The 18,461-nt window shown below is 61.1% G+C and carries 26 protein-coding genes; 24 read left to right on the top strand and 2 right to left on the bottom strand.

Annotation, left to right across the window (positions count from 1 at the left end; translation table 11 throughout):
• Positions 1–346: 346 nt before the first annotated feature.
• Entirely contained in the window at positions 347–1,213 is an 867-nt protein-coding gene (locus P0Y43_RS09970) for a BRO-N domain-containing protein (RefSeq protein WP_275635251.1), read from the top strand.
• Entirely contained in the window at positions 1,210–2,520 is a 1,311-nt protein-coding gene (locus P0Y43_RS09965; RefSeq protein ID WP_275635250.1) for an ISL3 family transposase, read from the top strand. The genes P0Y43_RS09970 and P0Y43_RS09965 overlap by 4 nt, the downstream gene beginning before the upstream one ends.
• Before the next feature lie 20 nt (positions 2,521–2,540).
• Here P0Y43_RS09965 and P0Y43_RS09960 read toward each other — a convergent pair whose 3' ends face one another.
• Together P0Y43_RS09960 and P0Y43_RS09955 are read right to left on the bottom strand one after the other, a co-directional pair.
• Complete coding sequence (locus P0Y43_RS09960) at positions 2,541–3,209, bottom strand: hypothetical protein (protein ID WP_275637118.1); 669 nt, start codon at positions 3,207–3,209, stop codon at positions 2,541–2,543.
• A gap of 25 nt (positions 3,210–3,234) precedes the next feature.
• Complete coding sequence (locus P0Y43_RS09955) at positions 3,235–4,122, bottom strand: LexA family transcriptional regulator (RefSeq protein WP_275637117.1); 888 nt, start codon at positions 4,120–4,122, stop codon at positions 3,235–3,237.
• A 104-nt stretch (positions 4,123–4,226) separates the two neighbouring features.
• On the opposite strand from P0Y43_RS09955, the gene P0Y43_RS09950 reads away from it, so the two are divergent.
• The 22 genes from P0Y43_RS09950 (at position 4,227) to P0Y43_RS09845 (ending at position 18,461) form a co-directional block, all read left to right on the top strand.
• Positions 4,227–4,451 (top strand): Cro/CI family transcriptional regulator, encoded by a 225-nt coding sequence (locus tag P0Y43_RS09950; protein WP_275637116.1) that lies wholly within the window; start codon positions 4,227–4,229, stop codon positions 4,449–4,451.
• A gap of 221 nt (positions 4,452–4,672) precedes the next feature.
• Entirely contained in the window at positions 4,673–5,401 is a 729-nt protein-coding gene (locus P0Y43_RS09945; protein WP_275637115.1) for a DnaT-like ssDNA-binding domain-containing protein, read from the top strand.
• Positions 5,398–6,081: a replication protein P gene (locus tag P0Y43_RS09940; protein ID WP_275637114.1), complete on the top strand. Its 684-nt coding sequence runs from the start codon at positions 5,398–5,400 to the stop codon at positions 6,079–6,081. Before P0Y43_RS09945 ends, P0Y43_RS09940 begins: the two co-directional genes overlap by 4 nt.
• Positions 6,082–6,108: 27 nt before the next feature.
• Positions 6,109–6,405 (top strand): DUF1364 domain-containing protein, encoded by a 297-nt coding sequence (locus tag P0Y43_RS09935; RefSeq protein ID WP_275637113.1) that lies wholly within the window; start codon positions 6,109–6,111, stop codon positions 6,403–6,405.
• Positions 6,402–6,830: a VRR-NUC domain-containing protein gene (locus tag P0Y43_RS09930; protein WP_275637112.1), complete on the top strand. Its 429-nt coding sequence runs from the start codon at positions 6,402–6,404 to the stop codon at positions 6,828–6,830. Before P0Y43_RS09935 ends, P0Y43_RS09930 begins: the two co-directional genes overlap by 4 nt.
• On the top strand, positions 6,827–8,128 hold the full coding sequence (locus P0Y43_RS09925) for a tyrosine-type recombinase/integrase (RefSeq protein ID WP_275637111.1): 1,302 nt from the start codon (positions 6,827–6,829) through the stop codon (positions 8,126–8,128). The genes P0Y43_RS09930 and P0Y43_RS09925 overlap by 4 nt, the downstream gene beginning before the upstream one ends.
• Complete coding sequence (locus tag P0Y43_RS09920) at positions 8,125–8,403, top strand: hypothetical protein (protein WP_275637110.1); 279 nt, start codon at positions 8,125–8,127, stop codon at positions 8,401–8,403. Before P0Y43_RS09925 ends, P0Y43_RS09920 begins: the two co-directional genes overlap by 4 nt.
• On the top strand, positions 8,397–8,714 hold the full coding sequence (locus tag P0Y43_RS09915) for a hypothetical protein (protein WP_275637127.1): 318 nt from the start codon (positions 8,397–8,399) through the stop codon (positions 8,712–8,714). The genes P0Y43_RS09920 and P0Y43_RS09915 overlap by 7 nt, the downstream gene beginning before the upstream one ends.
• 12 nt (positions 8,715–8,726) lie before the next feature.
• Positions 8,727–9,068, top strand: coding sequence for an antiterminator Q family protein (locus tag P0Y43_RS09910; protein WP_275637109.1), 342 nt, complete (start codon positions 8,727–8,729; stop codon positions 9,066–9,068).
• A gap of 127 nt (positions 9,069–9,195) precedes the next feature.
• The gene (locus P0Y43_RS09905; protein ID WP_275637107.1) at positions 9,196–9,837 is read left to right on the top strand and encodes a hypothetical protein; all 642 of its coding nucleotides are present in this window, start codon (positions 9,196–9,198) and stop codon (positions 9,835–9,837) included.
• Positions 9,838–9,874: 37 nt separating this feature from the next.
• Positions 9,875–10,198, top strand: coding sequence for a phage holin, lambda family (locus P0Y43_RS09900; protein WP_010952643.1), 324 nt, complete (start codon positions 9,875–9,877; stop codon positions 10,196–10,198).
• A 4-nt stretch (positions 10,199–10,202) separates the two neighbouring features.
• Positions 10,203–10,400, top strand: a complete 198-nt coding sequence (locus tag P0Y43_RS09895) for a hypothetical protein (RefSeq protein ID WP_275637106.1) — start codon at positions 10,203–10,205, stop codon at positions 10,398–10,400.
• Between the two features lie 60 nt (positions 10,401–10,460).
• Positions 10,461–10,754 (top strand): hypothetical protein, encoded by a 294-nt coding sequence (locus P0Y43_RS09890; RefSeq protein ID WP_275637105.1) that lies wholly within the window; start codon positions 10,461–10,463, stop codon positions 10,752–10,754.
• A complete protein-coding gene (locus P0Y43_RS09885; RefSeq protein WP_275637104.1) occupies positions 10,751–10,939 on the top strand; it encodes a hypothetical protein in 189 nt (62 codons plus the stop codon). Before P0Y43_RS09890 ends, P0Y43_RS09885 begins: the two co-directional genes overlap by 4 nt.
• Positions 10,939–11,253: an HNH endonuclease gene (locus tag P0Y43_RS09880; protein WP_275637103.1), complete on the top strand. Its 315-nt coding sequence runs from the start codon at positions 10,939–10,941 to the stop codon at positions 11,251–11,253. Before P0Y43_RS09885 ends, P0Y43_RS09880 begins: the two co-directional genes overlap by 1 nt.
• Before the next feature lie 136 nt (positions 11,254–11,389).
• Complete coding sequence (locus tag P0Y43_RS09875) at positions 11,390–11,887, top strand: terminase small subunit (protein WP_275637102.1); 498 nt, start codon at positions 11,390–11,392, stop codon at positions 11,885–11,887.
• 2 nt (positions 11,888–11,889) lie between these two features.
• Positions 11,890–13,557, top strand: coding sequence for a terminase large subunit (locus tag P0Y43_RS09870; protein WP_275637101.1), 1,668 nt, complete (start codon positions 11,890–11,892; stop codon positions 13,555–13,557).
• A gap of 56 nt (positions 13,558–13,613) precedes the next feature.
• Positions 13,614–15,563 (top strand): phage major capsid protein, encoded by a 1,950-nt coding sequence (locus P0Y43_RS09865; protein ID WP_275637100.1) that lies wholly within the window; start codon positions 13,614–13,616, stop codon positions 15,561–15,563.
• 49 nt (positions 15,564–15,612) lie between these two features.
• The gene (locus P0Y43_RS09860; protein WP_275637099.1) at positions 15,613–15,828 is read left to right on the top strand and encodes a hypothetical protein; all 216 of its coding nucleotides are present in this window, start codon (positions 15,613–15,615) and stop codon (positions 15,826–15,828) included.
• A gap of 14 nt (positions 15,829–15,842) precedes the next feature.
• Entirely contained in the window at positions 15,843–17,210 is a 1,368-nt protein-coding gene (locus tag P0Y43_RS09855; RefSeq protein WP_275637098.1) for a phage portal protein, read from the top strand.
• Positions 17,197–18,141 carry a phage portal protein gene (locus P0Y43_RS09850; protein WP_275637097.1) on the top strand — a complete coding sequence of 315 codons (945 nt, stop codon included), beginning with the start codon at positions 17,197–17,199 and terminating at the stop codon, positions 18,139–18,141. The genes P0Y43_RS09855 and P0Y43_RS09850 overlap by 14 nt, the downstream gene beginning before the upstream one ends.
• Positions 18,138–18,461 carry a head-tail connector protein gene (locus tag P0Y43_RS09845; protein ID WP_198756060.1) on the top strand — a complete coding sequence of 108 codons (324 nt, stop codon included), beginning with the start codon at positions 18,138–18,140 and terminating at the stop codon, positions 18,459–18,461. Before P0Y43_RS09850 ends, P0Y43_RS09845 begins: the two co-directional genes overlap by 4 nt.

Genomic DNA, 18,461 nt, shown 5'->3' with positions numbered 1-18,461 from the left:
GGGTATTCGGGAAAGGTTGTTGATTGAGCCCTTTCAGTAGGGCTCTACAAATCGTTTTTGCTTACGGGAAATCTTGTTGACACACCGCCTTGGGCTGGGTACCGTGTCCCCGTCGCAGTAAATCCTGCGGCCTGGGATTGGCCTCCCGGTATTCGTTGGCGGACACAACCGCCCTAGAGCGGTTTTTTTGTGTCCGAGGCATGGCTGCACCCGCGTTATGGGTGGGCCGTGTGGGCACTCGCAAGAGTGGCCGGTGCCAACGACCGGTAGGCCAACCCGCACGGTTCCACCCTCCCAATTGGCCTTGGGAAGGTGGGCACACAGCCAGAATCGTTGGAGATGCCCCATGAACGCAGCCAAAGTCATCCCGTTCCAGTTTGAAGCTCGCAAGGTCCGCGCCCTGTTGATCGACGACCAGCCGTGGTTCTTCGCCATTGATGTCTGCTCCGCACTCGCGCTGAGCGACACCAATAAGGCCTTGCTTGGACTGGATAGCGACGAGAAGTGCGAACACGAACAGTATTCGGGTTCGGGTCGCAAGCCGATCCTGATCAATGAGTCCGGGCTCTACAGCCTAATCCTTCGTAGTCGCAAGGCCGAGGCGAAGCGCTTCAAGAAGTGGGTTACCGCCGAGGTTCTGCCTTCGATCCGCAAGCATGGCCGGTACGAAGACACCGACAACCGCATGGCTACGCTCGTAGGCCAAACCATCGGCACCGATGGCTTCCACATGCTCGGTTCGCTAATCAAGGGCAAGGTGTCCTCGCTGCCGCAGGATGTACGCCGGCGAGCCACCATGAAGATCTGGTCGCAGACACACGCCGCCTTCGGCGTCCGTTCCGCTGCCGACATCCCTGCCGAGCAGCTCGACTCTGCCCGTAACTTCATCGCGGCGTATGCGCTGGAGGGCGAGTGGCTGCCGAAGGACGAGATCAAGGGCTTCGGCACCCTGATCGGTCGCCCGCTGGGTCGCATCGAACGCTGGATGGTCTCCACCGACTACAAGGGCGAGGAGCAGTACACGCTGATCCCCACCGATGCCTGTGTGATGAGTCACCATGACCTGATCAAGGCCATGCTCACCCCTGGCGACCTCCCGGTCTCCACCGACGAGATGTTCGAGTTCGCCCAGGCGGCGCTGACGAACCTCAAGACCCGCGCCACGGTGCAGCAGCACCAACTGCGACAAATGCGCCAAGGAGCCAAGCAGTGAACGCCCCTACCAGCCTTCTCCACCCTCTGCGAGCCCAGGTGCTGAGCTTTGAAGAGGACGAGCACGATTACCACTTCCAGGTGGAGTATCCCGATCCGCCCGCCTGCCACACCTGCGGCACGGTGGGGCAGCTCGTCCGCTTCGGCAAGAAGCAGGTGAAATACCGGGACGTGCCCATGCATGGAAAGCGAGTCTCGCTCTGGGCCGTGCAGCGGCGCTTCCAGTGCAAGAGCTGCGACTCGACGTTCACGCCGAAGTTTCACGAGATGGCCGAAGACCACCGCATGACGCGGCGCTGCTACGACTTCATCGTGAAGCGCTCCCTGGCCAACACCAATGCCAGCGTGGCACATGAGGTCGGCGTGGACGAGTCGGTGGTGCGCGCCGTCATCAAGGCCTACTGCGAGGTGCAGGCCTACGGCTACCGGCCCACCCTGCCGCGCGTGCTGGGCATCGACGAGCTGTACCTGAACCGGCAGTTCCGCTGCGTCCTGACCAACATCGAACAGGGGACGATCATCGACATCCTGGAGTCCCGCCAGTTCGACGTGCTCTACAACTACCTGGCCAACATGCGGGGCCGGGAGAACGTCCAGATCGTCTGCCAGGACATGTGGAAGCCGTACCGCGACGTGGCCTCCAAGCTGTTCCCCAAGGCGGCTATCGTGGTGGATCGGTTCCACATCCAGCGAATGGCCAACGAATCGCTGGAGGTGCTGCGCAAGGGCATCAAGAAGGAGCTGACCCAGCACCAACGGCGGCAGCTCAAGGGCGACCGCAAGCTGTTGCTGATGCGCCGCCGCGACCTGAACCCGATGAACGAGCTGGTCATCCACACCTGGCTGGATCAGTTCCCCGAGCTGGGGGTGGCCTACAAGCTCAAGGAGGCGTTCTTCGATATCTGGGAGTCCAGCACCGAGGCTGAGGCCCGGTCACGCTACCAGCAGTGGCTGAGCATGATTCCCGAGGGGCACAAGGCCCACTGGAAGCCGCTGATCACCTCGATGACGAACTGGGAGAGGGAGATCTTCGCTTACTTCGGCCCTGCCCAGCGCAACACCAACGCCTTCACCGAGTCGATCAACCGGCAGATGCGCGACCTGAACCGCAATGCCAGGGGCATGTCCTTCGAGATGTTCCGGGCCAAGACGTTGTTCAGCCTGGAGCACAAGGTGATTAAGCCCAAGCCGAAGCGACAGTCTCCGTTCGTGATGCGGGACATCTTCACGATGGACCCGAGCGAGATACCTACCGATTACGGCGTGCCGATCGAGGCCATTCTCAAGGCCACCCAGGGCGCCCAATAGGGCGTCCATCAACACGACCATCAATTTGAGATTTTGGGATCGGGAAGCCTGCTTACAACAGGATTTCCCGAATACCCTTTAATACTTCGACCTTTTTTCGGTTTTAGTGTTATCTCTAGCGAGTCTAATTCGTCAGCGTCGCTGTCTGCATTTATAACGCTCAGAATGTTGCGCGCAAGGCTGTTTTCACGCTTTACCTCGATTGTAGTTTTGCCGATGTAATTCATTTTCACGGCCTCGTCCCTAGTCGCTTGATGCACTAGGGGATTCACGCAAAAATCCCATGCTCCATTGCCGGTGTACGATAATAGAGAGTTGATGATGCTGCAAAATGCGTCAAATTTCGGAGACAGCGAAGACGAGGCAAAGCCGAAGAAATTCGGCTTAAGTATTATGTAGGAGGCGAATCCTAGCTTTTCATCTTCACCCAATAGCTGCTTAAACTCTGAAATGGACATTTTTGATGTGTCGATCTTTTTGAATTTTTCAGCATCTCGAGTCATTGCAAAAACGCAGACGTTTCCTGCGAGTTTCTGGAGGTAGATGTTTTCTGAGTTGTAGAATAGCCGTCCTTTGAGGTTGGCATCTTCGCACTCGGCAAAAGATAAAATGAATTGGGAGAGGTCAACTAGATGCCTTCCGTAGTTCATTTTGTGAGTTAAGTAGTACCCGTAGTAACTAAGTCTCATTGAATCCTTTCCATGTTACATGCTGCTATATTTTACGTGCGTTCCAAACCAGCAGGACTTTTGCATGGATGGTAACGTCATCGAATCTGGCTGGTTGCTTATCGTATATTTTGTTATCAGAAATCAACCAAACATGATCCTCATCCTTACGCTGCAGGCGCTTGATCAGCAGATCGCCATGCCAAGTGAGCACATACACGCCTTCACCTTGGTAATCGTTCACGCCGCGGTCAACGATCACCGGATCTTTGTCGTTGATCGTCCCCTCCATGCTCTGCCCCCATCCTGTGATCATCGACAGCGCCTGCGCTGAGGTGTAAGTCACACCTTTCTCGCGCAGCACCTCTTCGCGGATTACCACATTCCTGATGACTTCGTTGTACTCGGCCGGCACCTGGCCGTGGCCCATCGCGGCTCGAATGTCGTACTGGGGGATTGAGATATCGCCATGACCTGGTGCGAACATTTTTGCCGCCTGGCTGGTCACTGCTGACGGACTCGAAGATTCGGACAGGCTGTCGGCGACCGCCCTCGCAATCTTGTCCTGGGCCGTTGCATCCAGCGACTTGCCGCCATGTTTGCGCAGCATCTCTAGGACCTTTTCAGCTGCCGTGCTCCCAGTGTTTTCAGCACTCTCCACCTGGGCACCCTGCATCTGCGCTAGCTCAGCAGCCAGGCGAGGACTGAACCGATCCACAGGCTCTTGAAGAAGCTTAGAGAGCACAACGGCGAATTTCGCATTCAGGGGGTTGGTGCCATTCAGGTACATGGCGACGCCTGCCGGCGAAATGTCAGCAGCCTCGGCCACCTTTGCCTGCGTCAGGCCCAATGCATTTTTCTTCTGAGTGAACAGCCTCTTGGCTGCGTCGCACTCGGCCTTCAGTTCCGGGGAAAGATCTTTCTTTTTCGTCATGCGCGGAATTTAACCGGAGGTTAATTTAACTGCCTCAACCGCCGGTATTGAAGAAATGCTAACCGGCGGTTAACATCATGCGCATTCACCACTGAGGCAATGCCATGAACCGAACACTGCTGCCTGAGCTTGTTGAGCGAATCGGCCAGACCGCCGTCGCCAAGGGGCTTGATGTGAGCGCCCCTGCCATCGCCAAGGCGATGAAGGCTGGCCGGGTGATTTTCGTGATCGAGAACGAAGACGGAACGATGAGCGGGGAGGAACTGCGTCCGTTTCCGAGCCGGCCGTCTTCGCTGCACGCTGGTGCGTGTGAGAAGGATTATGGGTGACTTGGCCTTGCGCCAGTAGTGAGTTCGCCCCGCTGTTCATGCATCCAGTGCCCGAACAGCAGGCGAAAAAAAACCGCCTGGCAGGGCGGTCTTCTGTAACAAACAACGAGGTCGATTATGCACCGCGAAGACGATGCAGGCAACACCGCGCATTCCGCATCAGATTTCGATGATTCGCTGAGTCTGACGAATCAGGTTCATGGCAAGGGAGGGCGTCTGTAATGGCTCGTATCCGCACCATCAAGCCGGAGTTTTGGACCAGCGAACAGGTCATGGAGTGCTCGGCGATGGCTCGACTCCTCTTCATCGGTCTCTGGAACTTCTGCGATGACGCAGGCAACCACCCGATGTCTCCTAAGACCATCAAGGCGCTCGTGTTCCCTGGCGACGATATCACCGCGCAGGCGGTCGATGGGCTGCTCACTGAGCTGGTGGCGAACCGCTTGATCACCCCTTACGAGGCTGCGTCGAAGCAGTACCTGCACGTCAATGGCTGGCGCCACCAGAAGATCGACAGGCCTACCGTAAAGCACCCGGATTTCGTTGAGCCCTCGACGAGTGATAGTCGAGGCATAGACGAAGGCTCGTCTAGCGATGTTCGAGGCCTCACCCCCGGAAAGGAAGGGAAGGGAAGTAATACACACTCTCCGCGCGAGCCGTTCGCAATGTTCCTCGAGTGGGTTCCTGACCAGGTGCAGCTTGAGGCTTACGCCAAGCGCTCGGGCGTCCCTATCGCAGAGTTCTCGGAAAAGGCCACTGCGCAGTTCGTTGTCCATCACGACGCCAAGGGGCTAGCCAAGACCGAGAGTCAATGGATTGCCGAACTGGTCGGTTGGATCAAGCGCGATCTTGCGAGCGCGGCCAAGGTCGTACCGCTGCGCACTGCCAATGGCGGGCAGCCGTTCGATGACGGCGACACGTCATGGATCGAGAGCGGGGGTGTCCAGTGAATCCGGTTGCCGTCGTCACGCATGGGTTGTGGGCCAAGGTGCAGTCCGGCCAACACATCTCGACAGGCTACGAGTTGCCAGCTGACGTCAAGGCCGAACTCAACCGCAAGACCGCGGCGGTGATCAACGACCTGTTCCGCGATCTGCGTTCGATCTGTACCGCATGGAAGCAAGCGTGGCCAGACCAGGCGACCTACACCGCCTCCAAGCAGCAGTGGCTGACAGCCTTCCTCGAGGCTGGAATCAGCAGCCCCGAGCAGCTGCAGTTCGGCCTCATGCGGTGCAGGCAGTCGGGCGCGGCGTTCATCCCGCCACCCGGCGAGTTCATCGGATGGTGCCAGCCATCCCCCGAAATGCTCGGCTTGCCGACTCAGGAAGCCGCCTTCCGCGAGGCCACCCGCAATGCTCACCCGGCCATGGCAGGGAAGGGCAGATGGAGTCATGACGCGGTATGGCACGCCGCCAAGGAATGCGGGTTCGAGAACCTGAACAAGCTGCCCGCCGATGCCAGCTCGAAGCTGTTTGAGCGCAACTACACCATCGCGGTGCGCCGGATTATGGCCGGGGAACCGCTGCAGAAAATGCCACTGGCACTGCCCGCCGAGGTGGCCGGAACACGCACACCAGAGGTTGGCAATTCCGCTCTGGCCGCCATGCGCGCCCGCCTGGCTGGCCGCTGATCAATCAACCTGCAAGGAGGCGACGTCGTGCGCCAGACCAAACTGACCAAGGCCGCGCGCGGCCGGGAGTGCCAGGTGCGCATCCCTGGCGTGTGCAACGGCAATCCTGAAACCACCGTGCTCGCCCACTACCGCCTGGCCGGCACCTGCGGCGTCGGAAAGAAGCCCCACGACCTGCAGGGCGCATGGTCTTGCAGCGCCTGCCACGATGCTTGCGACGGTCGCAGTCGTGCGATTGATCGCGAGACCGCCCGCCAGTACCACGCCGAGGGCGTCATGCGCACCCAGGCGGCGCTGCTCAACGAGGGGGTGCTGGTCGCGTGAAGCCGCCAACCATTCGCCCGCACAAGCCGCGCGCCGCGCGCGCCAAACCCGTCGACCGCGAGGGCCTGGAGCAGGCCGCGCTGATGCAGGAGCTGCAAGTGCGCTTCCCTGAGGCCTACGCCCTGATCTACCACGTCCCGAACGGTGGGCACCGCGTCAAGGCCGTGGCCGCCAAGCTGAAGGGGCAGGGCGTCAAGGCGGGCGTGCCGGACCTGGTCCTGCCGATGGCCCGCGGCGGCTGGTTCGGCCTGTACATCGAGTTCAAGGCCAACCCGCCGTTTGACGCGCCGGTGTCGCCGAGCCAGGACGCCTACCTGCAGAAACTGCACCGCGAAGGTTACCTGGCGGTGGTGTGCCGGGGCAGCATCGACGCGGTACAGACCATTCGCAGCTACCTGCTGCAACCCGCAACGGTGTCCGCATGAGCGCGACCCGTGAAGTGAAGCTGAGCGAGGCGGAGGTGCGCCGCCAGGCCGCCGACCTGTCCGTGCGCGATCTGCGTGACCCGCGCCACCCCGGCCTGTACCTGCGTTTCTGGAGCAACCGTGAGCGTGCTACCTGGCACCTGGTGCGCGGCAAGAAGTGGGTGCCGGTCGCCCGCTGGCCCGAATTGAGCGTGGCGGCAGTGATTGCCGAACTACCTGCTCTGCGTCAGCGCCTGCTGCGCTCCCCGGCCACTGCGCCCGTCGTCTCGGGCATGGCGACGGTAGGGCAGCTGCTCGACTGGTACGTTGACCGAATGGCCCGCGACCGTTCCCTCTCGGCGAAGCGCAAAGCAGCAACCCACGCCGCAGTGGGTCAGCATCTGCGGCCGTGCCTGGGCGATCTGCCAGTCAAGTACGTCACCGCTGAGTTGATCGACAAACACCTTATCTGGCCATGCCAGGCCAAGCTGTCGCTGTCCTATATCCGGCAGATGTTCGGGATGCTGCTCACTGCCTTCCGCCAGGCTCTGAAGCTGGAGATGATCGATAGCAACCCCATGGCGGGAGTGCGGTTCAGTGACTTCACCAAGGCACGGATCACCGCAAAGGCGGCCCGGCTGCGGGGCGTGCACCTGCCCGAGCTGATGCAGCAGCTGGCCCAGGCATTCGAGGCAAGCCCCGGCGACGCGATGCTGGCCTTGATGATGCTGGCTCACGGCACGCGAATCGGTGAGACCCGCATGGCGCGCTGGAGCGATGTCACCTTGGCTGCTGCCGAATGGTTCATTCCAGCCGCCCACACAAAGAATCGCACCGAGCACCGCTTGCCGCTGACCGACCAGATCCAGGCCCTGCTGATCCGCTACCGCGCCATTCAGCAGGCCAAAGGTTACGGAGGGGCATACCTGTTCCCGAACCGTCGCGGCCAGCCATTGAGCGAGACCCAGGCCAGCATGGTGTTTACCCGACTGGGGCAGGGCGAGTGGACCAGTCACGACCTGCGCAAGGTCTCCCGCACCACCTGGACCGACCTCGGCATCGACGGCCACATCGGCGAGATGCTGCTCAATCACTCGTTGGGCAAGATCGCCAGCACCTACATCCACACGCAGGCCATGGAGCAGCGCAAGTTGGCTCTGGAGAAGTGGCATGCGTGGCTTGATCGGATCGGCTTCACCGCCATTCACGGCCTTACCGAGGCCTTATTTGAAATCCCGCAGAATTCGGCACAGGCCAATGGTGGCGAGGCTTCGGGCGACCTTAGCAAATTAGTTATTAGCGAGGATTCGAAAGCATGAACAACAACGACTTGATCGACAAAGCCCGAGCCATTTGCGGCTGCATGTCCTACGACCAAACAACCGCCAACGGCAGCCCAAAGGCGGTGATCACAGAGCTCTGCCACCGCATCGGCTCTCGCACCGTGCGCATCAAGAAGGAGCCGCTCGGTTACACCATGACGAGTCTGTATGGCCGCATGCGCTACCTGACCAAGACGGAGGCATTCATGTGGCGCCTGTTCGGCTGGCCGCCTCGCGGCTGCGAGGTGCTGGGTGAGGCGGGAGACTGGTGAAAAAGCACGGCCCTGCCTTCAAGAAGGTCGTGATCGAGCTGGACAGGTGCCCATTGTGCCGTGGGAGAGCGGTCACCACGGGCGTGTTTCACGAACTGCCATGCGACCACTGCAACGCCTCGGGCTGGGTGGTGGCTGCAACCGGCGAGGCCCTGGCCCTGGATGAACTGGTGACCCAGCTCAGCATGAGGCTGCAGGCCGCGGCACGGCAGATCGAGCAGTTGAAGAACCCTCAGGCATCCGGGCCTGAGGCGACATATCAGGGAAGCAACCGGCGCGGCGCCGGCGGCACCAACCACACCGGGGATTGAGGGGGGAAGGACATGAGCCATTTGGAAAGAAGTGCCGAGGAGCTGCTGGAGAACTGGGGCAGGTGGGCCGTCTTGGGGTCTGGTGTGGCTTCGTGCGCATCCCGGGAGAACGCCACCCTGGACGCGGTGATCACCGACGACGAGGCACTGGTCATCGATCGCCTTATTGGTCGCCTCTGTCAGCGCTACCCCGAGTGCGGCGCGGTTCTCATGAAGTACTACATGGCGCGGGATCTGTCCCTGCGCGATGCGGGGCACAAGCTTGGCTTCAAAGAGGAGAAGACCCGCCAGTTGTGGAAGGCAGGCGTGGCCTGGGTTGATGGTGCGCTGGAAGTTCGGCGTGAGGCCGCTTGACATCCCCGGTCCTCACCCGTATCTTTCGTGTTACTTTGCGGTAGGTGCGCGAGAGCAAACTCGGCATCACCGACATCCACCATAAGCCTCGGCACTTGCCGGGGCTTTTTCGTTTCTGGAGAAGCCGATGAGCACCTGGGCCAAGATGCAACAGACCATTGACGAGCTGCGCGCCGAGCTGAATTCGATCCAGACGACTACCGCCTGGCTCGACGGCGCCCTGGTCGAGCGAGTCGCCAGGGAGCACAAGTACACCAGCACCAATGGTGCCGTAGAGCTGAACTGCGCTACCGGCGAGATCAAGCTGGCCGGAGTGGGGGTGGCCGTCGAAGAGCAGGCCGGCCTGTGCATTGACCCTGGCCAAGAGGTCGAGCCGCTGCGCATGGGCAAAGTCACCTTCTACGGCGAGTCGGCCCGGCAGATCCGCGCCGCGAACGCAGTTCTCCAGTCTGCCGGAGCGGGGCAGCTCGAGGTCGTGAAGCGTGACGAAGATCTGGTTAAGGCATTCGCTGTCGAGGGTGGTCGGGTGTTTGTGCTTGACCGATTCGTGGCCCAGGCCGGGTTGCGCACCGCAGTCACCGAACAGGGCAAGCGCGTCGCCACCGGTATCGGCCTCGGTGAGCATCGGTCGGAGTCGACTGCTGAACTTGCCGATGCAATTGCCAGCCTTATCAGTCCTGCGGACTTGAAGATCACCAACCCAGCCGACCATATCCGCCAGGTGCTCCGCGACGAGCTCAAGCCAGGCGGCATGCTTCACCGCGGCTGAAATCATTCACAAGCTCCCCGCAACGGGAGGAACCGAGATGCCAAACATGCCCGAGAAGGATCCTGGCCTGTGGGCCGCTGTGCTCACCTGGGTGCTGGCCCATCAGCCTCAGTTGTATGCCGCTGGCTTGTCAGTCGCCATTGCCGTCCTCCGGGTGGTGTATGGCGGTGGCACCCGCCGGCAGATGTTCTTGGAGGGCGCCTTGTGCGGCCTCATCACCCTGGCCCTGGTGCCGCTGCTCGAATGGATGGGCTTGCCGCAGGGCATGGCCACCTTCGCCGGCGGCATGGTCGGGTTCATGGGGGTGGAGAAGCTCCGCGGCTACTCCGACCTGTTCCTGTCTCGCAAGGCGCAAGGGTGACCAGATGATCACGCTGACCGACATCAACCGCCGCCAGCACTTCCTGGCACCAACCGCGATTGCTCGCGTACAGGAAGCAGGCACCAGCTCCCAGTGGCACGGCGTCTGCGCCATCGTCCATACGTTCGATGGCCAGGTGCTGGAGGTGCGTGAACGCGCTGCCGATATCGCGCAGCAATGCAGCATGCGCAGGGCCGAGTGATGGCCTGCAGTGGATGCGCCGCCCGGCGCGATTGGATCAAGAAGTGGACGAGGATTGCACATGAGCGAGCAAAGCAAATCGTTGGCGGTGGCGACCATCGTGCCACCGCCAAAGACCAACACGGACTGCGCCCACCTGGCGATGGGAACCAAGGTCCTACTGAGTGATGGTAGTGAGCTGGAGGGCGTAACCAGCGTCGAGCTGAAGGCATCGGTGGATAGCGGTGTGTGGCAGGCTGTCATTACCGTACTGCCCCGCGAGATTCCAGTGCTGGCCGCAGAGGCCCAAGTGGTAGAGCTGGATGTCACCAGCCTCAAAGACGAATCTCGCCAGAATGCGCGGGTGGCTCGATGAGCCAGACCGCAGAGCAGTTGCTGGAGCGGATCTTGGCTGAGCAGCAGAAGCAGACCGCTCTGCTGGAGACGATCGCCGGCCAGAACCTGGCCCTGATCGAAGCACTGGCAGACGGTGACGGCGCAGACCCTGACGCCCCGCCATCGACCTACCTGAGCGGCGCACCCGTTCTGGCTGGACGGTGATGGGCAAGCTCAACACCCTCAAGGCCCAGGTCAAGATGCTCGAGGCAGCACCCGTGCAGCAGGTACAGCAAACGCAGTGGGGTTCTGGTCGCGGAGGCAGGCCATGGCGCCGTATCCGTGAGCGCATCCTGCTTCGTGATCAGTACACCTGCCGCGGATGTGGCGTGGTCACCCATGAGCTGGAGGTCGACCACATCATCAACGTCGCCGAGGGCGGCAGCGATGACGATTCGAATCTCCAAAGCCTGTGTGTCCCGTGCCATCAGTCGAAGACGGCGGCCGAGGCGGCAAGAGGTCGTGGGCCGGGCGCCTGAAGCGGGCGAGCCGCATGCCGGGCGCATCATTATGGCGCGTGAAGGGTGGGGGTAGGGTCAGGTCTCAGAAACGTTTTCTCTCGGACACCGCGCCCAACTCATTCGCAGATTTTTTCCTCTCTGGAGTTTTTTGTTAATGGCTTTAACACCCAAAAAGCGTCGGTTCATTGACGCTGTCAGGGGAGGTGCGTCCAACCGAGACGCAGCCATTGCAGCTGGATGCCCAGAAAAGACGGCGTCTGCGGCCGGTTCCCGGCTGGCAAAAGACCCTGACGTGGTCAATGAGCTGCACAAGCTCAATGCACTACATCCTGTTAAAGGTGGTGTTAAACCACCGCCGTCCGAGGAGACCCAGGAAGCACCTGATGACGATGTCGAGCCAGCTGGCTTCGACCTGGGCGCAGCCCTGCTTCATCGAGACCCGAAGGATTTCCTGCTGGCCGTGATGAACGATGCCCGCTCAGAGCCAAAGCTTCGAGTTGATGCAGCCAAGGCGCTGATGCCGTTCCTTCATCCGCGCAAAGGCGAGGGCGGTAAGAAGGAGGAGCGGCAGAAGGCGGCTGAGCAGGCCGCGAGCAAATTCACTCGTCAGGCGCCGCCCCGCCTGGCTGCCGCAAACGGTAAGAAGGTGTAGCGATGGAATGGACCACCGCATGCCTGGATTGGGAAAGGCGGTTGGTTCGTAGGCAGTCGATCATCCCGCCGCCGATTTTTGCCGATGAGGCCGAACGCGCTGTTCAGATCTTCAAGGAGCTCAAGGTTCCGGATCTTCCCGGCAAGCCGCGAATGGCGGACTGCTGTGATGAGTGGGTTTTTGATTTCGTCCGGGCAATCTTTGGTGGGTACGACGCGGAAACCGGCAAGCAGCTGATCCGCGAGTTCGGCCTGCTGATCAGCAAGAAGAACACCAAATCCACCATTGCCGCCGGCATCATGCTGACGGCGCTGATTCTGTGCTGGCGCGAGGAAGAGGAGCACTTGATCCTGGCGCCAACTCGAGAAGTTGCCGACAACGCCTTTAAACCCGCAGCGGCGATGGTTCGCGCGGACGAAGAGTTGTCAGCGATGTTTCACGTTCAGGACCACATCCGGACGATCACCGATCGCACGACGCGCAACAGCCTGAAAGTCGTAGCGGCAGACACCGACACGGTGTCAGGCAAGAAGTCTGGCAAGGTGCTGGTGGACGAACTTTGGGTATTCGGCAAAAAGCCAGGAGCCGAAGCGATGTTCATGGAGGCGCTGGGCGGCCAGATCTCCCGGGACGAAGGGTGGGTTATTTACCTGACCACCCAAAGCGATGAGCCACCAGCTGGAGTGTTCAAGGAGAGGCTGCAGTATTGGCGGGATGTTCGTGATGGCGTCATCGAGGATCGCAAGACGCTGGGGATTCTCTACGAATTCCCCAAGGGTATGATCGAAGGCCGATCGTACCTGCATCCAGAGAATTTCTACATCACCAATCCCAACCTGGGGCGCTCTGTCAGTGCCGAGTGGCTGCAAGACGAGCTGCGCAAAAAGCAGGGCGCCGGCGATGGTTCGCTTCAAAAGTTCCTCGCGAAGCACCTGAACATTGAGATTGGCCTGAATCTTCGCTCAGACCGATGGACTGGGGCTGATTTCTGGGAGGCTCAAGCCGATGAGTCGCTAAGTCTGCAGGCGCTGCTCGATCAGTCAGAGGTCGTCACCATCGGTATCGACGGTGGCGGCTTGGATGACCTTCTCGGCTTCACTGTGATTGGTCGGCGGCGGGGAGGGGATGAATGGCTATCCACCTCCATGGCCTGGGCTCATCCAGTCGCTCTTGAGCGGCGAAAGTCTGAGGAGTCCAAGTACCGGGACTTCGAGCGAGACGGCGACCTGGTCATCATCAAGGAATTGCCGGGCGATGTCGCGGCGGTGGCGGACGTTGTCGAGATGATCTACGGCACCGGCCTGCTGGCGGCTATCGGCATGGACCCTGAGAAGACTCACAAGGTTATGCTCGAGGAGCTGCTCAGCAGGAACATTGACGAGAAGATAATTTTTGGCATCCCGCAAGGCTGGAAGCTGGTGGGAGCCATCAGTATCGCAGAGCGTAAGTTGGCAGAGCGCAAGCTGTTCCATGCCGACCAGCCGCTGATGGACTGGTGCGTCGGTAATGCCCGGATCGAGTCGCGAGCCAACTCGGTGTTGATCACCAAGCAGGCCAGCGGCACCGCCAAGATCGACCCTGTTATGGCATTGCTCAACGCTGTGTCGCTGATGGCGACGAACCCTTCGCCGCCTGGCAAGAAGTACCAGATGTTTTTCCTCAACTCGTAGCTGATGCGCTACGCCAAGCCCGCCGAGTGCGGGCTTTTGCATTTCTGGGGTAACCAATGAACAGAGCCTACAGCCTCCTTGAGATCAAGGCGGTGGACGATGACGCGCGCGTGATCACCGGCATTGCCACCACCCCGTCGCCTGACCGCATGGATGATGTGGTTGAGCCCAAGGGTGCGCAATTCAAGTTGCCGATCCCTTTTCTGTGGCAGCACAACCACGACCAGCCAGTGGGTCACGTCACCAAGGCGACCGTGACTGATGCCGGTATTGAGGTGACTGTCGAGCTGGCCAAGGTCGACGAGCCCGGCGCCTTGAAGGATCGGCTCGATGAGGCCTGGCAATCCATCAAGGCGAAGCTGGTCCGAGGCCTCTCCATCGGATTCTCGCCGATCGAGTCGGCCAACATCGACGGCAGCTGGGGGCGTCGCTTCCTGAAATGGGAGTGGCTGGAACTGTCCGCCGTGACCGTTCCAGCAAACGCTGGTGCCAGCATCCAGACCATCAAATCCATCGACCGAGAGCTGCGCGCCGCGACTGGCAATAGCGCGCTCCCGGTCGTGCGCATCACCCCTGCCGGCGCTTCGGCACCCATCACAAAATCCGCGAAGCCCGAGGAGGGCGATATGAACATTCAGGAACAAATCAAATCCTTCGAGAGCACCCGGGCCGCGAAGGCTGCTCGCCTCGAAGAAATCATGGCCAAGGCTGCCGAGGAAGGCCGCACCCTGGACGCCTCCGAGTCCGAGGAATACGACACCATCGAGGGCGAACTGAAATCCGTCGATGGTCACCTGGCGCGCCTGCGCGGCCTGGAGAAGTCCATGGCTTCGAATGCCAAGCCGGTGGAGCCAGGTCGCGTTAACAGCGTGTCGAAAGGTCACGAAGTTCGTGACAACGCAGTGATCCGCGTCGAGCGTACCCTGCCCAAGGGTACTTCCTTCACCCGCTATGCCATCGCGCTGGCGCGCTCGAAGGGCAACCTGATGCAGGCGGTCGAGGTCGCCAAGGGCTGGGAGGAATCCACCCCCGAGGTCGTGACCGTGCTGAAGGCCGCGGTTGCCGCTGGCACCACCACCGACCCGGCCTGGGCGGCGCCGCTGGTCGAGTACCAGACCATGGCGAGCGAGTTCATCGAGCTGCTGCGCCCGCAGACCATCATCGGCAAGATCCAGGGTCTGCGCCGTGTACCGTTCAACATCAAGATGTCCGGTCAGACCTCCGGCTCCAGCGTGAACTGGGTTGGCGAGGGCAAGCCCAAGCCGGTTTCCGCCCTGGCGTTCGACACCACTACCCTGCGCTTCACCAAGGCCGCTGGCATCGTGGTGCTGACCGATGAGCTGGTGCGCTTCAGCAACCCGAGCGCCGAGGCCCTGGTGCAGGCGGACCTCACCGCATCGATGGCGCAGTTCCTCGATGTGGCCTTCGTAGACCCAGCCATTGCCGAGGTGGCCGAGGTTTCGCCCGCATCGATCACTCACGGCGTAACGCCGATCGTCGCCAGCGGCACCACCGCCGATGCGCTGAAAGCGGACGTGAAGCGACTGTTCGCTGCCTTCCTGGCTGCCAACATGACCCCGGCTGGCGCGGTCTGGATCATGACCCCGACCATGGCCCTGACCATCGGCATGATGACCAATGCCCTGGGCCAGGCTGAGTTCCCAGGCATCGACATGAACGGCGGCACCTTCATGGGTCTGCCGGTCATCGTGTCGGAAAGCGTTCCGGCTAACCCTGGGTCGGGCAGCCCGGTTACCGGTGCCGGCCAGCGGCTCATCCTGGCCAAGGCATCGGAGATCCTGCTGGCTGACGATGGTGGCGTGACCATCGACGTGAGCCGTGAGGCGTCCCTGCAGATGGACAGCGCCCCTGCAGCTGGTGCTACCGAGTTGGTCAGCCTGTGGCAGAACAACATGGTGGCCCTGCGCGCCGAGCGCTTCATCAACTGGAAGCGCCGTCGCCTGCAGGCGGTGGGCTTCATCGACTCGGCTAATTACGAGTCCTGATCCATCAGGGCCGGGGGTAGCTCCCGGCCCTACCCGGAGGGAAGTCACCATGCAGATGGTTGCTCTGAAAGAATTCCGCTACGCCGGGCGGCAGTTGTTCCCGGGTGATGCGTTCGAGGCCCGTGATCGCGATGTCAGGCTGCTGAAGGCGATCGGCAATGCTCGGCTTGACGATGAAGCTGGCGCCTCAACTGAGCAGGAACAGAAGGGATCGCCAACCCCCGCGAAGCGCACCTACAAGCGCCGCAACATGAAGGCCGAATGACAGATGGAGCCGCGATGAAAATGTTCAACTGGGGAGCTCGGACTGAGCAAAAGGCCTTGCGACCCGCTGACAATCGTGGCGGCTGGCTAGGCGTGATCCGCGAGTCCTTTGCGGGAGCATGGCAGCAGAACGTAGAGGTTGATCAGGATACGGTCCTGGCGTTTTCGGCTGTGTTCTCCTGCATCACGCTGATTGCTTCGGATATCGCAAAGCTTCGGGTCAAGTTGGTTGAGTTCACGAAGGACAAGGTGTGGGAGGAGACGACAAGCCCGTCATTTTCGCCGGTTCTGCGCAAGCCGAACCATTTCCAGAACCGCATCCAGTTCTATGAATCGTGGATGACATCGAAGCTCACGAACGGGAACGCCTACGCATTGAAGCTGCGTGATGCGCGAGGTGTCGTGACGAAGCTCTACATCCTTGATCCGCGGCGCGTCACCCCCTTGGTGGGTGATGACGGCAGCATCTTCTACGACCTCAAGGCGGACAATCTGTCCACGCTCGAGGAGGGTGTGGTCGTGCCGGCCAGCGAGATCATCCATGACCGGATGAATTGCTTGTTCCACCCGCTGGTGGGTGTCTCGCCGATCTACGCCTGCGGCCTGGCCGCGATGCAGGGCAACGCGATCCAGAACAACTCGGCCAGGTTCTTCCAGAACGGCTCCAAGCCCGGTGGCGTGCTCACAGCGCCAGGGTCCATCAGCGAAGACACTGCAAAGCGCTTGAAGGCGCACTGGGATAGCGAATACACCGGCCAGAGCGCCGGTAAGGTCGCCGTCCTGGGCGACGGATTGAAGTATGAGGGAATGGCCATGTCGGCCGCCGATTCCCAGCTGATCGAGCAGTTGAAGTGGTCAGCCGAGATCGTCTGCTCAGTGTTCCATGTTCCTGGCTACAAAGTAGGTGTAGGCGTGCAGCCGACCTACAACAGTGCCGAAGTTCTCAACCAGGTGTATTACTCGGACTGCCTCCAAACTCTGATTGAGGCGTTAGAACTGTGCCTGGATGAGGGGCTGGAGCTTCCGTCGCAGTACGGGACAGAGTTCGATTTGGACGGATTGCTCCGCATGGATACGGCTGCGCTCTACAAGGCGAACAATGAGGCCGTCAGTGGTGCGTGGATGAAGCCGAACGAGGCCCGCCGGCGTGCAGGGCTGCCCCCTGTTGAAGGTGGCGACTCGCCAATGATTCAGCAGCAGAACTACAGCCTGGCAGCGATCGCCAGGCGTGACGCGCAGGCTGACCAGCCTGCCACTGCTCCAGCCGCACCAGCACTGCCGGTACCCGCTCCGCCCTCCGAACCATCCAACGAAGAACTGGACGACCAGGCACGAATGTTCGCGCTCCTGGTTGAGAAGGAGTTGAACATTGAATCTGCGTGAGCTTGAGGCACAGGCGAAAGCACTGGCGCCGATCTTGAAGGGGCTGGTCGAAAAAGCGCTGGCCGCATTTCGGGATGGCCTCACCAACGACTTGGATAAGCGTGATGCCGGCCTGCGCAAAGAGCTCTCGGAGGCACTAAAGGGAATCCCTGCGCCTGATGTTGAGACGATCGCTGCGCAGGCTGCCAAGCTCGTTCCTGTGCCTGAGAATGGCAAGGACGCCGATCCTGAAGTGATGCGCCAGGCCGTCGCGGATGAAGTGGCCAAGCTACCTGTGCCGAAGGATGGCGAATCAGTAACGGTCGAGGACGTGGCGCCGATGATCCGTGATGCCGTCCAGGGAGCGGTCGCCGCGTTGCCGCCGGCTGAGCCCGGTGCGAGCGTGACGGCCGAGGATCTGCGCCCTCTGATAGCTGAGGAACTGGCCAAGGCTATGGCCGGTCTGGAGCCGCCAAAGGACGGAGAACCGGGCCGCGATGCGCTTCAACTTGAAATCCTTCCCGAAATCGACTTGGAGAAATCCCACGTTCGCGGAACCTTCGCGAAGCACGCCGGCGGACTGTGGCGCGCCTTCGAGCGAACACATGGCCTGAAAGGCTGGGAGTGCATCGTGGAAGGACTGGCGGGGGTCGAGGTCGAGCAGAGTGGCGAGCGCGGGCTGGACGTGGCTCTAACGCTGTCCAGCGGCGCGCAGGTGCGCAAGGCGCTTCAACTGCCAGTGATGATCTATCGCGGCGTGTTCAGTCCTGGCGACTACGTGCCGGGCGACACGGTGACCTGGGGCGGCAGCCTGTGGCACTGCGACGAACCCACGACCGACAAGCCTGGCGAGGTTGGGAGTAAGGGCTGGACCTTGGCGGCGAAGCGCGGCCGCGACGGGAAGAACGGCACCAACGGCAAAGACCTGACCAAGGGGGTAGCGGCATCATGATGTTCATCACGCTGGAGCAAGCAAAAGCCCAACTGCGCGTGGATGACGACGCCGATGACGATGACATCCGAGACAAGGTGCTCGAGGCGAGCGACCTGGTCAGGGGCTATCTCAAGTCCGCCGCGGATGCCTATCTGGATGCAGACGGCGAGGCCATTCCCGGCAAGGTTCCCTATGCAGTGAAGGCAGCGACCAAGCTCATGCTCGGCTACCTGTACAACCAGCGCGACAACGACCAAGGCCGAGAGTTTGAGCAGGGCATGCTGCCCAGGCCCGTCACGGCGCTTCTCTATCACCTTCGCGACCCGGCACTGGCATGA

This window comes from Pseudomonas entomophila (assembly GCF_029193575.1).
GTDB classification, from domain to species: Bacteria; Pseudomonadota; Gammaproteobacteria; order Pseudomonadales; family Pseudomonadaceae; genus Aquipseudomonas; species Aquipseudomonas entomophila_G.
Note: the sequence above shows the minus strand (reverse complement) of the source record. Positions and strands in the feature narration are given on the sequence as shown.